The organism is Bradyrhizobium sp. HKCCYLS2038, from assembly GCF_051167655.1.
GTDB lineage: Bacteria > Pseudomonadota > Alphaproteobacteria > Rhizobiales > Xanthobacteraceae > Bradyrhizobium.
Window position 1 is genome coordinate 1,751,141 of sequence record NZ_JBNPTM010000001.1, and the last position, 14,650, is coordinate 1,765,790.

Annotated in this window: 12 protein-coding genes; 7 read left to right on the forward strand and 5 right to left on the reverse strand. The window is 65.4% G+C overall.

Translation table 11 applies throughout. The features are described from left to right. Positions 1–54: 54 nt before the first annotated feature. A complete protein-coding gene (locus ACQR1I_RS07600) occupies positions 55–345 on the forward strand; it encodes a hypothetical protein (RefSeq protein ID WP_434868897.1) in 291 nt (96 codons plus the stop codon). Positions 346–476: 131 nt separating this feature from the next. Then, on the forward strand, positions 477–1,043 hold the full coding sequence (locus ACQR1I_RS07605) for an HXXEE domain-containing protein (protein WP_434869109.1): 567 nt from the start codon (positions 477–479) through the stop codon (positions 1,041–1,043). 22 nt (positions 1,044–1,065) lie between these two features. Here ACQR1I_RS07605 and ACQR1I_RS07610 read toward each other — a convergent pair whose 3' ends face one another. The 5 genes from ACQR1I_RS07610 to ACQR1I_RS07630 all read right to left on the reverse strand — a co-directional run bounded on the left by ACQR1I_RS07610 (position 1,066) and on the right by ACQR1I_RS07630 (position 7,956). Next, entirely contained in the window at positions 1,066–2,622 is a 1,557-nt protein-coding gene (locus ACQR1I_RS07610; protein WP_434869108.1) for a serine hydrolase domain-containing protein, read from the reverse strand. 211 nt (positions 2,623–2,833) lie between these two features. Then, positions 2,834–4,162, reverse strand: a complete 1,329-nt coding sequence (locus tag ACQR1I_RS07615) for a serine hydrolase domain-containing protein (protein ID WP_434868896.1) — start codon at positions 4,160–4,162, stop codon at positions 2,834–2,836. Positions 4,163–4,290: 128 nt separating this feature from the next. Continuing rightward, a complete protein-coding gene (locus ACQR1I_RS07620; RefSeq protein ID WP_434868895.1) occupies positions 4,291–5,028 on the reverse strand; it encodes an alpha/beta fold hydrolase in 738 nt (245 codons plus the stop codon). 89 nt (positions 5,029–5,117) lie between these two features. Continuing rightward, positions 5,118–6,848, reverse strand: coding sequence for a DUF4132 domain-containing protein (locus ACQR1I_RS07625; protein WP_434868894.1), 1,731 nt, complete (start codon positions 6,846–6,848; stop codon positions 5,118–5,120). Between the two features lie 712 nt (positions 6,849–7,560). Beyond that, positions 7,561–7,956, reverse strand: a complete 396-nt coding sequence (locus tag ACQR1I_RS07630) for a hypothetical protein (RefSeq protein WP_434868893.1) — start codon at positions 7,954–7,956, stop codon at positions 7,561–7,563. Positions 7,957–9,490: 1,534 nt separating this feature from the next. Between ACQR1I_RS07630 and ACQR1I_RS07635 the strand changes: the two genes are divergently transcribed. The 5 genes from ACQR1I_RS07635 (at position 9,491) to ACQR1I_RS07655 (ending at position 14,552) form a co-directional block, all read left to right on the forward strand. Then, entirely contained in the window at positions 9,491–9,616 is a 126-nt protein-coding gene (locus tag ACQR1I_RS07635) for a hypothetical protein (RefSeq protein ID WP_316192860.1), read from the forward strand. A gap of 127 nt (positions 9,617–9,743) precedes the next feature. Continuing rightward, entirely contained in the window at positions 9,744–11,318 is a 1,575-nt protein-coding gene (locus ACQR1I_RS07640) for a 2-isopropylmalate synthase (RefSeq protein ID WP_434868892.1), read from the forward strand. 202 nt (positions 11,319–11,520) lie between these two features. Beyond that, the gene (locus tag ACQR1I_RS07645; RefSeq protein WP_434868891.1) at positions 11,521–12,537 is read left to right on the forward strand and encodes a TRAP transporter substrate-binding protein; all 1,017 of its coding nucleotides are present in this window, start codon (positions 11,521–11,523) and stop codon (positions 12,535–12,537) included. Between the two features lie 126 nt (positions 12,538–12,663). Then, a complete protein-coding gene (locus ACQR1I_RS07650) occupies positions 12,664–13,230 on the forward strand; it encodes a TRAP transporter small permease (protein ID WP_434868890.1) in 567 nt (188 codons plus the stop codon). Further along, positions 13,227–14,552: a TRAP transporter large permease gene (locus ACQR1I_RS07655; RefSeq protein ID WP_434868889.1), complete on the forward strand. Its 1,326-nt coding sequence runs from the start codon at positions 13,227–13,229 to the stop codon at positions 14,550–14,552. The genes ACQR1I_RS07650 and ACQR1I_RS07655 overlap by 4 nt, the downstream gene beginning before the upstream one ends. The last annotated feature ends 98 nt before the right edge of the window (positions 14,553–14,650 follow it).

Consider the following 14,650-nt stretch of genomic DNA (forward strand, 5'->3'; position numbering starts at 1 on the left):
AGCCGAGCCTGCGTGCACCAGACTGAACCGCATTTGAACGAAGGACCGATTGCCATGCTGCGCGTCGTATTTCCGTTTGTGACCCTCATCGCCGTCTCCCAATGTCTGCTGTCGCAGAGCGCGTTTGCCGGCAACCGCGCCGCAGCGGACAGCTGCGCTGCCAAGCTGTCGCCGGTGGCGAAGCAGATCTACGACGTCACCGCGCCGGCGATCGGCCCGGACAGCGTCGTCAAGGACGTGATCGTCGACCGCGTCCGGCCGCTGGTCGTGGCCGGCAAGTTCGATCGCGACACGGCGCGCACCAATGCGACGCCGGCCGGCGAGTGCCTGGTGCTGCTGAAGTGAGTCGCGCGGCGCCGCGCCGGGTTGCACGCTGCGGCCTGACATAAGGTCGCAGCCGCTCCGGCGCGGCGCACGTGCGGTGCCCCGGGGGAACCCGGCTTGGCAAGGTCCGCCGACTCGCGCATCACTGCATGATGCTCGACCTCCTCGCCCGCCATTGGGTTGCCGGCGCCGTGTTCATGGCTATAGCGCTGCTGGCGCTGGTGCCGCTGCTGGCGGCCGAGTGGCCGCTTTCGCTGCTGCTGATCTTCCTGCATTCGCCGGGCTACATGATCCATCAGGTCGAGGAGCACAGCGGCGACCGCTTCCGCCGCTTCGTCAACGACGTGATGTTCGGCGGCCGCGAGGCGCTGACCACGGTCGACGTGCTCTGGGTGAACTGCGGCGCGGTGTGGGGCATCGATCTGATCGCGCTCTACGTCGCCTGGATCGCCGGGCCCGGCTGGGCGCTGGTCGCGCCCTATCTGATGCTGGTGAACTCGCTCGGCCACATTGGTCCGGCGCTGCGCTTTCGCGGCTACAATCCGGGCCTCGCCAGCGGCGTCGTGCTGTTCATTCCGCTCGGGCTGGCGACGGTGCTGACCATCCCCGCGACCGCGGCCCAGCATGCCCTCGGCTTCGGCCTGTCGCTGCTGCTGCATGTCATCATCGCCGCCAACGCCGTGCGCCGCGCCCGCGGCGCTGCGCCGGCGAAGGCGTAGTCATCAGCAGCGCGAACTCCCGCTAATTCAAGGCTTGGCCCTCGACCGCCAGCTCCTTGCCGTAGCGGCCCTTGGTCCTGAACGTCACCTTGTCGCCGTCGAAGCTGAGGCGCCAGTTGCGCTCCTCGCCCTGGCCGATGAACTGCACGTCGATCGCGAAGGTGGTGGGGTCGGTCCAGCTGCCCTTCATCGCCCGATAGGCGAAGGGCTGCCAGGGATGCGGTGGCGTGGTCTTGCGATACGAGCCGTCGAGGCCGATCGGATTCTGCAGATGCATCGTGCCGCCGGAGCCTTGCCGCGGCACGTCCCATTCGACGTGCGGATCGGAACTGGTGAGATCGAGCTTGATCGCGTTCACACCGAGCGGGCCGGGCGGGAAGCTGTAGGTCTTGCCCGAGATGGCCGCGGCAATGTCGGGCACGGCGCCGACTGCATCCCGATGTTCCGTCGCGGCGTCGCTGACGGCCGCGGCGAGCGCGGCAACGGCCTCCGGCGCGGCAGGCAGCGCGCTGTCCGATGTCACCGTGGCCGAAATCTCATTGGCGAGCTTGCGGAACGGACAGAAGTCGCGCGCGGTCATCACCGCCACGACATCGCGGTCCGGCAGCACCATGACGACCTGGCAGTGATAGCCGACGGTCATGACGACGTTTCGATCCGGCAGCGTCCAGAACTGGTTCGCGTAGCGCAGGCCCGGATCGAACGTCGCATTCATGCTGACGGTCGCGTGGTTGACGGCCTCGATCCAGTTGTCGGGCAGCAATTGCTGCTCGCCCCAGCGGCCGCGGCGCAGATAGAGGTAGCCGATCTTCGCCATGTCGCGCGGCTTCAGCGCCAGTCCGAAACCGCCGCCGGAGATCCCCTGCCGATCCTTGAACCAGGAATGATCGGTGATCCCGAGCGGCTTGAACAATCGCTCGGCGGCAAAATCCTCCGCGCTCTTTCCCGTCAGCCTGGTGACGATCGCGGACAGCAGATGCGAGCCGCCGCTGTTGTAGTAGAACGTCTCGCCCGGCGCATGCGCCATCGGACGGTCGAGGATGTACTGCACCCAGTCCGCGCTCCGTGTCATCCCGACGATCGACGTCTCCGCGCCGCCATTATAGCCTTCGTCCCAGTCCAGGCCGGAGGTCATGTTGAGCAGATCCTGCACGGTGATCGCTTGCTTGCGCGCGTCGACGTTGTCGATCTTGCGATCCTTGAAGAAGTCCAGCACCGGGTGATCGAGGCTGTCGAGCGCGCCGTCCTTGAGCAGGATCGCGATCAAGGTGGCGACAACCGCCTTGGTCGAGGAATTGATGATGTGCAGTTCGTCAGCCTTGTACGGCGCATAGGAGGCGTCGAGCACGACCTGGCCGTGACGTGTGATCAGCAGACTGTCGAAGCGCATCGTCTTGCCGGCGGCGACGAGCTTCGTCAGCGCCGCGGAGTCCACCCCTTCGGCCTCGGGCGCAGCGGTGGTCCAGTCGGCCTGGGGGAAGCGGGAGAGGCTCGCGTCTTCAGCCGAAGCCGCGCTGGTGAAGAGACCGGCGACCAAAACCGCCGCGGACAACGAGACGCCAATCCTGAGACGCACCATGCCGAACGTCCTCTGATGAACGAAACAACGATAGGGTATCAGAAGACCACAATCCATCGAAGATTGTGTGATGATCGCTCCGCACGCGGCTAAAGCGGCACGTGGCCACCGCTGGCGAAATCTCCAGCTCGGCCGGCAGTCCTGGCCGCGCTCGCGCAAGTTCTCGGTGTCGTCGCGGTACGTGGCGCGAGCGCGCTGTCGGAGTTGCCTCCTATTCGGTCAACGCCTGATAGACGAGATTGCGCACCAGTGAGCGATAATGCGGCGCCTGTGACGGCGGCACCTGTATCATCAGCACCGCGACCAGCTTCTCCTCCGGGTCGACCCAGAACGCGGTGCCGTAGAGTCCTGTCCAGTAGAACTCTCCCACCGATCCCGGCAGTGGGTTGCGTCCCGCCTGGGTGCGGATGGCGAAGCCGAGACCGAAGCTCTGGCCGTCCTCTGGCGTCGGCGCGATCGCCTGCGGATGGAAGCCCAGCAGGGTGACCTGGCTGAAGGCGATGCCGGGCGGCAGATGATCTGACGTCATGAAGGCAACCGTCTTGGCCGCGAGCAGATGCTTGCCGCCCCATTCGCCGCGATTGAGCAGCATCTGGGCGAACTCCGTGTAGTCCGCCGCCGTCGACACCATGCCGCCGCCGCCCGACATCCAGTTCGGCTGCTTGGTCATGTCGGGCATCGGCGGCCGCTTGCCGCTCGCCGGGTCGATCTGCGGCTCGGCGATGCGTGCCGCCTTGTCCTCGGCGACGGAGAAGCCCGTCCCGCTCAGCGCCAGCGGCTTGCTGATGCGCTCGGCGATGAACTGATCCAGCCGCTGGCCCGAGACGACCTCGACGATGCGGCCGAGCACGTCGGTGGACATGCTGTAGTCCCAGGTCGTGCCCGGCTGCGCTGCGAGTGGCAGCTTCGACAGCTTGGTGATCAGGTCGGCCAATGTCTGGGCGGGATCGAACAGGTTGGCATTGTTGTAGGCCTGCTTGACCAGCGACTTGCCGAAGATGCCGTAAGTGAGGCCCGACGTGTGCCGCATCAGGTCCTGCACCGTCATCTCGCGGCGCGCCGGCTCCAAGATCAGCTCTGGCTGGCCGGTGCCTTGATTGATCTTCTCGACGCCGACCTGCAGGCCCTTGAACTCCGGCAGGTAGACCGAGACCGGATCGAGCAGCTGCAGCCGGCCTTCCTCGACCAGCATCATGGCGGCAACCGAGGTGAATGGCTTGCTCATCGAGGCAATGCGGAAGATCGCGTCCAGCTTCATCGGCACCTGCTTCTCGCGGTCCTGGAAGCCGATGGCCTGGGCATAGGCCACCTTGCCCTTGCGCGCGATCATCACCACGGCGCCCGGGATCAGTCCCTTGTCGACATCGCCCTGGAACGCCTGGGTCAGGCGCTGCAGCCGTTCGGACGACAGCCCGACGCTCTCGGGTTGGTTGGCTTTGGGCAGGCCTTCGGCGAAGGCCGGGATGGTGAGGCTGGCGGCCAGCAGCAACGATGACAGCGTGGCGCGCCACGGCCTTTGCATCTGCAGAGACGGTCGCATGGCTCCTCCCTCTGGTGATGTTGGACAGTCGGCGCAGCCTGCGCGTGCGGAAGCCATCCGTGATTGATTTGGGTCAATCGCAACCCGCCGGCGGCAAGGCGGGGCGTAGTTCGACTTCGGGAACCAGTTCAGGCGGTTCCCCAATGCGCCCGCAGCGCCGCGGCGATGCTCTGCGGCCGCTCGACGATGCTCCAGTGGCCGGCGTCCTGCTCGACATGGAGAAGCGCGCCATACGCTTGCGCGAAACGGCTGAGCGTGGCGAGCGGCACGAAAGGATCCTGCGTGCCTGAAATCACCAGGCCGCGGCGCGGCAGCTGCGCCAGCCCTGCGATCCAGTCGCCACCGAAGCGCAGCCCATCGGCCGAGCGATACAGCGCGAGGATGGCCCGGCGCATCGGTGCCTGCCAGGCCGCGGCTTCGCGCGCGGCGAGGTCGGCCGGCAGTCCGCTCTGGCGGAACATGCGTGCCATCGCCCGTTGTGACGACAGCGCCATGAAGATCTCGCCGAGGATCGGCGTGTTCCAGATCCGCGCGATGCGATGGCCGCGATAGTCGGCGTCGAGCGCGGCGCCGGCGACGGCCCAGCTGCGCACCAGCTCGGGCCGCAGCGACGCCGCGCGCAGCACCAGCAGCGCGCCCCAATCATGCCCGACCAGATCGAGCGGCCCGAACGCCGCATGCTGCGCCTCCATCAGCGTAACCAGCCAGTCGGCGTAGGCGTCCTTGGTGCATGCAAAGCCGTCCGGCGCCCGGCCGCAGAAGCCCGGCAGGCACGGCAGCGCGACGGTCTCGCCGAGCGCCGCGATCAGCGGATCCCAGATTGCGGGCGTGTCGGGCACGCCGTGGAGGAAGATGCGGTTGGTCATGACGTTGATGATAGCATGGCTCGCAGCCTAATGACCTGCTCGCGAACGGTTCCTTCGCAGGAACGATGATGTCCTCGCGTATTCTGCGTTCAATGCGCGATCTGTCGGGTGATCGTCGGGTCAGTGATCTCGTCGTCCTTGGCGAGCAGGAACGCCTTCGACAGGATGATCGAGAGCGTGCCGTCGCCCTCGAACGGCAGCATCAGCCGCGCGGAGCCCGGCTCGGCCGATTTGCCGCGTCCGGGCACGATGCAGAGATATTGGCCATTCGGCTCCATCTGGATGTTGCCGCTGCCGAGATGGATCTTGTAGGTGCGCAACTTGCCGCGCACGATCAGAAAGCGGTCGTCGAGCGTGCAGCGGTCGGCGATCACCAGCGCCGGCAACAGGCTCGCCAGCACCTCGCCGCGAGTCCTGGCGGACGGGCCGAGTTCACCGAACGCGTAGGATCGCCAGTAGGTCAGGTAGTCACCCCGCGGTCCACCGTCGCTCCAATTGGGATCATTGCCCACGCTGCACACGCCGATAAACAGGTCGACGTCGCGCATCAGCTCCGAAAACAGCATTGGCGGCACATCGGCGAGCGGAATCGTCTCACCATGGGATTGGACGAACCGAACCTGATCCGTCGCGATCAGGTCGTACACGCCGGTTTGTCCGGTGGCGGCATTCTCGATCCAGTTGACCCAGAACTCCACGAACAGATCGCGCTCCGGCAGCGGACGCGTCGGCGTATTGTGCGAGTCCCAATCGCCCATCAGCCGGTAGGTCCAGCCGCGCTGGTCGCACAGCGCCTTGAACTGGTGCTGGCGGATGATGTGGGCGGCAAAGCGGTTGGAGTAGGTGTCCGTGGCGAGCTCGGCATCGGTGAGCAGATAGATCTCGCGATGCGCCTGCTTGAACGGCTGGGTGATGCCGCAGGCGGCGAGGCGGCGGCGCCACGCCAGCACCTGCGCAGCCTCATCCATCATCGGATGCCACAGTGACACCCTCGCATCGGCATCGAGCGCAACAACCCGGCCGTCGACATCCTCGATCTCGCCTCCGGCGCGCGGCAGGCCGGCCATGACGCCTGCGGAGGACATGAAGCGCCAGATCAGTCGCCGCGTCAGTCCGGCCACGAGCGGATGATCGAGATAGCGCGCGCGCCAGTCGGCGAGGGGGATCGTGCGCTCGGACAGATACAGCCGCTCAAGGCGTGCGGATTGTCCGGCCAGAGCGGCCTCGATCTCCTTGCGCAGCCGGCGCGCCGTTGTCAGCGCCTCTGGCGCCGCGATCTTGAGCGCCGCGGGTGCCGAAGCCGTCTCGCGGCCGCTGCCGGCGCGGAACGACAGCGTCACCTCCTTGCTGCCGGTGACGCGCAGGATCGCAGCGCCGTCGCCCATCGGCATCACGCGCTCGCCGTCAGCTGTTAGACCGAAGGTCGGCAGGGCCATTTCCTCGAGCTCGGCGGCGCTGACCTGCCGCGTCGCCGCGAGCTCATCGAGCGTCGCCGCAATCCGGCGGACGACGACCGGATAGCGGATGCGACTCTTCAGCCGTGTCAGCTCGGCGATGGCCAGCGGCGTGCCGAGCACCGCCAGCGCCTGGATCGCCGCGTTGCCGAGCTTGATCGAATGCGCGCCGACCATCGGGATCTTCTTGAAGCAAAGCTCGCAATGACGGCCGAGGCGAGCGGCGACGAAGTCCTGCGGGGCAGTCGCCATCATCCAGATCAGGCCGCGGATCGTGTCCTCGTTCGGGTCCGCACGTTCGGGATGCGGCGTGTAGGCCTCGATCCAGCTCATGATCTGCTCGGCAAGGTCGGCATCCTCTGCCATGAGCTTTCCCGCCGTCCTCAGAAACTTCGCGCTCGGCTTGGATTTTCCGGACGCGATGGCCTGGGAGAGCGCACGATCCTGGATCTCGCTCCTGCGCTGGGAGAGCAACTGCCGAGACCAGTCGCTGGACAGCAGCGCGGGCGTTCGATCCTCTCGGGGCACGAGTTTCTCCGCCCGGGAAACGATGGCGCGACTGGGTCCTCCCGGACCTCGCATGGCAATGGCAAAGGATTCGATGGCGTTCGCGAGCTCGCCATTGGCCTCCGCGCGCGCGGCCAACGGCTCGATCTGGCGGAGCAGGCCATCGTAAGGGAGGCTGTGGCGTAGTTGATTGACCCCTGGACCGCAGACTCGAAGCAAGGTGATGAGCTGAGCTTCCGTAAATGGGAGCGGCTCCTTCAACAGCTCGCCCATGAGCTGACCTAGCCCAATCAGGAGATCCCAGCGATTGCCTGTTTCGATCGTGTAGGGCTGGTTGTTGAGCTCGTCCATGCGCTGAATGATCAGGATCGTCAGGTCCGGCCATTCGCTCCTTGGCCTGGCAAGGAAGGCCTGGCTGGTCGGCGGACGAAACAACCTGCCGCGACGTGTCTCGTCGGCGATCCCCTTCTCATACGCGAGGATCAAGTCTGCGGGGGCGAGCGTGGGGGGCGAGTCCTCGGATCTGCCTCCGCCGAGCAAGGACGTCAATCGCTTGATCAGATCCATGACGTCAGCCGCCGACCAGCGGCACCAGCTTGATGAACCGCACCTCTGTGTCGGGCATGATGGTGATCTCCTCGTCGAGATCGAGCACCTGCCGGCGATCGACGACGACCAGAATTCGCGTCCGTTCGAAGGCTTCGATCGCCGCGGCGAGCTGCTTGTCGGCGTCGACCTTGCGCGGTCGCGCGGTGCGTTCGCCGTTCACGCGAGCTTCGTGTTCGGTCGGGGCAACCACCAGCGGATGAATGGTCCGGTCGGCGGCATTGATAGCCGCCACCTCTTCCTCGATGCGGCGCCTGAGCACCTCGCGCAGGGTGGTGCGCTCGCTCGCGAGATAAAGTTGACGCACAACCGGGGCGTGTTGGCCCGGGGTCTGGTCGATGATCTTGAGAGCAACGGTCATGCGGCCAGTCTGTTGCCGGACAGACTGCCGCGCAAGCGATTGTTGCTGTCGAGCGATCGCAAGGCCGAGCGTGCAGAAAAAAATGTCTTTCTTTTTTTCAGAATTTGTGATTGGATATGCGCCATCCCGCCTCGTCGAAGAGGGGCGTACGCGTCGTCACGATACGTGGAGTGCGGGGAGCGATGGCCGTGAGACGCCGGTGGACGACCGGCGTGTTGCGGACGGCGAAGTCGTGTGGTCCTGGCGCCCCGAAGCTGGCGTCAAGCCGGCGGCGTTCATGACGAGCGCGCCGGCGACGGGGGCAATCAAGCCGGTCCCCGGGGAGAGCACGAAGTAAGCCGTAAAGCCGTTGCGCAGGGAGGGCCGGGATGTCCTGGCCGATCCTGTGGTTCCTGCCCCGTGCACTTCTTCCGCACGGGGGCCGCGGGTGTCGGCAGACGCCCGGCCTTCCCTGCACCCTCGAATTGCAGAGGGTTTCGATGTCGATGATCAACCCGGGCACGATCGTGCCGCGGCGATGATGAGGTGTGTGCTGATGCAGATGCCGACCGCCAACTACACACTCGCCGTCATCCCGGACAAGCGCGCGGCACGTGCGCGCAGATCCGGGATCCATAATCCCAGGGAGCAAGTCGAGGCACGATGGCCGCTCCATCCCTCCAAGCCACGACCGTCACGGCGTATGGATCCCGGGTCGGCGGCCACCAACGCTATCGCGTTGGCGGCCTTGCCCGGGATGACACTGTTTGCGTGGCGGGCGGCGCTGGCAAACCGGGACGCTTGGACGTGTATGCCGACATTGCCAACTCCATCTCCACTGTCATCCCGGACAAGCGCGCGGCACGCGCGCGCCGATCCGGGATCCATAACCACAGGGAGGAGTTCGAGGCACGATGGCCGCTCCATCCCTCCAAGCCACGACCGTCACGGCGTATGGATCCCGGGTCGGCGGCCACCAACGCTGGCGCGTTGGTGGACTTGCCCGGGATGACACTGTTTGTGTGGTGGGCGGCGCTGGCAACCGGGACGCGTGGATGTCGACGCTGACGCTGCCAACCACAACCCCCACCGTCATCCCGGACAAGCGCGCAGATCCGGGATCCATAACCCCAGGGAGGAGTTCGAGGCACGGTGGCCGCTCCATCCCGCCCAGCCACGACCGTCACGGCGTATGGATCCCGGGTCGGCGTCCACCAACGCTGGCGCGTTGTTGGCCTTGCCCGGGATGACATTGAATGTGGGGTGGGCAGCGCTGGCCAATCGGAACGCATGTGCACGTGGAGGCCGACAGGTGCCGACCACACCCTAACCGTCGTTCCGGACGGGCGCGCGGCCACACGCGCGGCCGGTCCGGGATCCATGGTCCCAAGGACGTCCGCGATGCAGAAACCTTGCAATACGTCACCCCTTTTGACCATTTTTCGGCGTTGCGGGGCCCCGGCAATCCCGGTAAAAGCACCGGCGAGGGCACCTCGGCAACAAACCATCAATGGTTTTGCCGCACAGTTTTCGTGTCTTCGCAAAGGGTTTGGCAATGCTGATTCGCAGCGCAGAGATCGAGGCCATCGCCGGGGCAGACGCCCGGTCGATCGCGCTCGCCTCGCTGCCGGCTCGCGGCCTGACCGGCGCGCTCGAGCTTCTGCTTCTTAGCTGCCCCTGAGGGCCGGCTGGGCGGGATGCGCCTGGGCACTCAGGGGGCTGCTTCGACACCGCAACACCCTTCAGCGCTCACGTCTTCAGAAATGCTCGACGCCAAGCGCACCACCTGAACTCGAGGAATTCAGCCGATGTCCACCGCACCGAAGTCCGACAAGGACCGCGTCATCATTTTCGACACCACCCTGCGCGACGGCGAGCAATGCCCCGGCGCCACCATGACCTTCGAGGAGAAGCTCGAGGTCGCCGAACTGCTGGATGACATGGGCGTCGACGTCATCGAGGCCGGCTTTCCGATCACCTCGGAAGGCGACTTCCAGGCGGTCAGCGAGATCGCCCGCCGCTCCAAGAACGCCGTGATCGCCGGCCTGTCGCGCGCCCATCCCGCCGACATCGACCGCTGCGCCGAAGCGGTGAAGTTCGCCAAGCGCGGCCGCGTCCACACCGTGATCGCGACCTCGCCGCTGCACATGCGCGTGAAGCTGAACAAGACCCCGGAGCAGGTGATCGAGACCTCGGTGGCGATGGTCGCCCGCGCCCGCAACCAGATCGACGACGTCGAGTGGTCGGCCGAGGACGGCACCCGTTCCGAGATGGACTTCCTGTGCCGCATCGTCGAGGCTGTCATCAAGGCCGGCGCCACCACGGTGAACATTCCCGACACCGTCGGCTACACCGTCCCCGACGAATACACCCACTTCATGCGGACCTTGATCGAGCGGGTGCCGAACTCCGACAAGGCGGTGTTCTCGGTGCACTGCCACAACGACCTCGGCATGGCGGTGGCCAACTCGCTGGCCGGCATCGTCGGCGGCGCGCGGCAGGTCGAGTGCACCGTCAACGGCATCGGCGAACGCGCCGGCAATGCCGCGCTCGAAGAGATCGTGATGGCGATCAACGTGCGCAACGACAGATTTCCCTACTGGAACCGGATCGACACCACCAAGCTGACCTCGGCCTCGAAGCTGGTGTCGGCGGCGACCTCGTTCCCGGTGCAGTACAACAAGGCGATCGTCGGCCGGAACGCGTTCGCGCATGAGAGCGGCATCCACCAGGACGGCGTACTGAAGGATGCGTCGACCTACGAGATCATGCGGCCGGAGATGGTCGGCCTGAAGCAGTCCTCGCTGGTGCTGGGCAAGCATTCCGGCCGCCATGCCTTCGTCCACAAGCTGGAGGAGATGGGCTACAAGCTCGGCCAGAACCAGATCGAGGACGCGTTCGTGCGGATGAAGGCGCTGGCCGACCGCAAGAAGGATATCTTCGACGAGGACATCGAGGCACTGCTCGACGAGCGCATCGCCGCCGCGCATGACCGCATCAAGCTGGCGTCGCTGACGGTGATCGCCGGCACCCATGGGCCGCAGCGCGCGACCATGAAGCTCGACATCGATGGCCAGGTGAAGATCGAGGAGGCCGAAGGCAACGGTCCGGTCGACGCGGTCTTCAACTGCATCAAGGCGCTGGTGCCGCACCAGGCCAAGCTGGAGCTGTACCAGGTCCACGCGGTGACCGAGGGCACCGATGCGCAGGCCGAGGTGTCGGTGCGGCTGTCGCATGACGGCCGCTCGATGACGGCGCGGGCGGCGGATCCGGATACGCTGGTGGCCTCGGCCAAGGCCTATCTCGGTGCGCTGAACAAGATCGTCATGAAGCGCCAGCGCGACACCGTGCCGAGCGGCGGAACCTCGGCGGCGGCGAGCTGAGCTGACGACCATTGTTCCGGGCTGGCCGCGTCCGCGGTCGAGCCCGGGGCGATGATATCTGTTGTTGCGCCGCAGCACGGGAATTGGTCCGTCTGCGGCGAACGGTCAATGGCATTCCCGCCCGCCAGCCGCTAACAATGCCCTTGGCATACAAAGCGGGGGCATCGTTGCAATGTCCCCCGGGAAACGTCGGGAGGACATTTTGCGTCAATTCACACTCCGCCATTTGATCGCCACCGCAGCCGCGCTCGCGGTCGTCGCGCTGGCCGGCCCGGCCGTGGCCGCCGATCCGATCGTGATCAAGTTCAGCCACGTGGTGGCGTCGAACACCCCGAAGGGTCTCGCGGCCGACAAGTTCAAGGAACTGGCCGAGAAGTACACCGACGGCAAGGTCAAGGTCGAAGTCTATCCGAACTCCCAGCTCTACAAGGACAAGGAAGAGCTCGAGGCACTGCAGCTCGGCGCCGTGCAGATGCTGGCGCCGTCGAACTCGAAGTTCGGCCCGATCGGCATCAAGGAATTCGAGGTGTTCGATCTGCCCTACATCCTGCCCGACCTCGCCACCTTGCGGAAGGTGACCGATGGTCCGCTCGGCACCAGGCTGCTCAAGTTGCTCGAGCCGAAGGGAATGATCGGGCTCGCCTACTGGGACAACGGCTTCAAGCAGATGAGCGCCAACAAGAAGCTCGTCGATCCCGCCGACTACAAGGGCCTGAAATTCCGCATCCAGTCCTCCAAGGTGCTGGATGCCCAGTTCCGCACGCTCGGTGCGATCCCGCAGGTGATGGCGTTCTCTGAAGTCTATCAGGCGCTGCAGACCGGCGTCGTCGACGGCCAGGAGAACACGCCCTCCAACATCTATACCCAGAAGATGCACGAGGTGCAGAAGTACATCACGCTCACCAATCACGGCTACATCGGCTACGTGGTGGTCGTGAACAAGAAGTTCTGGGACGGCCTGCCGCCGGACATCCGCGCCGCCTGCGACAAGGCGATGAAGGAAGCCACCGAGTATGGCAACGGCCAGTCGGCCAAGGAGAACGACGACGCGCTGGAGGAGATCCGCAAGTCCGGCAAGTCCGAGCTGGTCAAGCTGACGCCCGCCCAGGACGAGGCGATGCGCAAGGCGATGATGCCGGTCTACAAGGACGTCGCGGGGCGCGTCGGTCAGCCGCTGATCGACGAATTCCTCAAGGAGACGCGCGGCACGACGAACTGACGACTTGAGCGAGAGATGCGCGGGCCCTGTGGCCCGCGCATGACAGCGACAAGGCCTGGCGGGGCGCCAGGAAAATCGGACGGCGCAGTCAAGCGTCGCGGACGTTTGATTGTGGGGGGAGGGGACTTGGGCTTGCTGTTGCGCATCCTCGATCGGCTCGAGGAGATCCTGATTGCATTCCTGATCGCGGCGGCGACCTCGATCATCTTCGTGGCCGTGCTGCACCGCTATCTGGTCGGCATCCCCTTGCTCTATCCGATCCTGTTCCCGATCGACCTGTCCTGGGCGCAGGAGCTCTGCATCTACATGTTCGTGTGGATGGCGAAGTTCGGCGCCGCCTACGGCGTGCGCACCGGCATCCATGTCGGCGTCGACGTGTTGGTCAACATGCTCCGGCCGTCACTGCGAAAGGTCACGATCCTGTTCGGCCTGCTGTGCGGGGCGCTGTTCACCGCGATCATCGGCACCATGGGCGCGAAATTCGTCTACGGCCTGTCGCAGACCGACCAGGTGACGCCCGACATGGAGCTGCCGAGCTGGCTGGTCTATCTCTGCATCCCGCTCGGCTCCTATCTGATGTGCTTCCGCTTCCTGCAGGTCGCCTGGCACTACCTCCGCCACGACGAGCTGCCGCACCATGACCATGCGGCGGTCGAGGGCATCGAGACCCCGGGCGTGGAGGCCGTGCGATGAGCAGCCTCCTGATCTTCGGCCTGCTCATCTTCCTGATGCTGACGGGCATGCCGATCTCGATCGCGCTCGGCCTTACCGTGCTGTCTTTCGTCTTTTTCATGACGAACGTGCCGACGGAGTCCGTCGCGCTGAAGCTGTTCACGGGAATCGACAATTTCGAGATCATGGCGATCCCGTTCTTCATCCTCGCCGGCAACTTCCTGACCCATGGCGGCGTCGCCCGGCGGATGATCAACTTCGCCACCTCGATGGTCGGGCACTGGTACGGCGGCCTGGGCCTTGCCGGCGTCATGGCCTGCGCGCTGTTCGCCGCGGTGTCGGGCTCGTCGCCAGCCACCGTGATCGCGATCGGCTCGATCATGCTGCCGGCGATGGTCAAGCAGGGTTTTCCAAAACGCTTCGGCGCCGGCGTCATCACCACCTCGGGCGCCCTCGGCATCCTGATCCCGCCGTCGATCGTGATGGTGGTCTATTCGGTCGCGACCGGTGGCAGCATCGCACTCGATCCCGCGGGCCACCGCGTGTCCTCGGCCTCGGTCGGGCAATTGTTCATGGCCGGCGTCATCCCCGGCCTGATGCTGGCGAGCCTGCTCGGCTTCACCACCTTCTACCGCGCCTGGAAGAACGACTATCCGCGGCTGCCGCGCGCCAGCTGGGCAGAGCGCCTCACCGCGTTCCGCAAATGCATCTGGGGCCTGCTGCTGATCGTCATCGTGCTCGGCGGCATCTACACCGGCAAGTTCACGCCGACGGAAGCGGCCGCCGTCAGCGCCGTCTACGCCTTCGTCATCGCCGTGTTCGTCTATCGCGACATGTCGCTGAAGGACGTGCCGAAGGTGCTGCTCGGCTCGGCCAACATGAGCGCGATGATCCTCTACATCATCACCAACGCCGTGCTGTTCTCGTTCCTGATGGCCAACGAGAACATCCCGCAGCAGATCGCCAACTGGATGGCGACGGCCGGCGTCAACTGGATCGTGTTCCTGCTGGTCGTCAACATCCTGCTGCTGCTCGCCGGCAACGTCATGGAGGCGACCTCGATCGTGCTGATCATGGCGCCGATCCTGTTCCCCGTCGCGGTCAAGCTCGGCATCCACCCGGTGCATCTCGGCATCCTGATGGTGGTCAACATGGAGGTCGGCATGTGCCATCCGCCGGTCGGCCTGAACCTCTATGTCGCCTCCGGCATCGCCAAGATGGGAATCACCGAACTGACCATCGCCGTGATGCCGTGGCTGCTGACCATGCTCGGCTTCCTGGCGCTCGTGACCTATGTGCCGGAAATCTCGCTGTGGTTGCCGCGCATGCTCGGGATGCTCTGACCTGCAGCAATCAATTGAAACCGAATTGCAAAAACAGAAAGGTATTTGAAGCAATTACATCTTCGTAAGGTGGTCCACTCTGTCCAAACTGTAAGTTG

What these genes read in the sequence shown, in the direction of transcription:
- ACQR1I_RS07605 (WP_434869109.1), top strand. Translation starts at nt 477, where the DNA reads ATGCTCGACCTCCTCGCCCGCCATTGGGTTGCCGGCGCCGTGTTCATG.
- ACQR1I_RS07620 (WP_434868895.1), bottom strand. Translation starts at nt 5,028, where the DNA reads ATGACCAACCGCATCTTCCTCCACGGCGTGCCCGACACGCCCGCAATC.
- ACQR1I_RS07610 (WP_434869108.1), bottom strand. Translation starts at nt 2,622, where the DNA reads ATGGTGCGTCTCAGGATTGGCGTCTCGTTGTCCGCGGCGGTTTTGGTC.
- ACQR1I_RS07640 (WP_434868892.1), top strand. Translation starts at nt 9,744, where the DNA reads ATGTCCACCGCACCGAAGTCCGACAAGGACCGCGTCATCATTTTCGAC.
- ACQR1I_RS07655 (WP_434868889.1), top strand. Translation starts at nt 13,227, where the DNA reads ATGAGCAGCCTCCTGATCTTCGGCCTGCTCATCTTCCTGATGCTGACG.
- ACQR1I_RS07625 (WP_434868894.1), bottom strand. Translation starts at nt 6,848, where the DNA reads ATGGCAGAGGATGCCGACCTTGCCGAGCAGATCATGAGCTGGATCGAG.
- ACQR1I_RS07615 (WP_434868896.1), bottom strand. Translation starts at nt 4,162, where the DNA reads ATGCGACCGTCTCTGCAGATGCAAAGGCCGTGGCGCGCCACGCTGTCA.
- ACQR1I_RS07630 (WP_434868893.1), bottom strand. Translation starts at nt 7,956, where the DNA reads ATGACCGTTGCTCTCAAGATCATCGACCAGACCCCGGGCCAACACGCC.
- ACQR1I_RS07635 (WP_316192860.1), top strand. Translation starts at nt 9,491, where the DNA reads ATGCTGATTCGCAGCGCAGAGATCGAGGCCATCGCCGGGGCAGACGCC.
- ACQR1I_RS07600 (WP_434868897.1), top strand. Translation starts at nt 55, where the DNA reads ATGCTGCGCGTCGTATTTCCGTTTGTGACCCTCATCGCCGTCTCCCAA.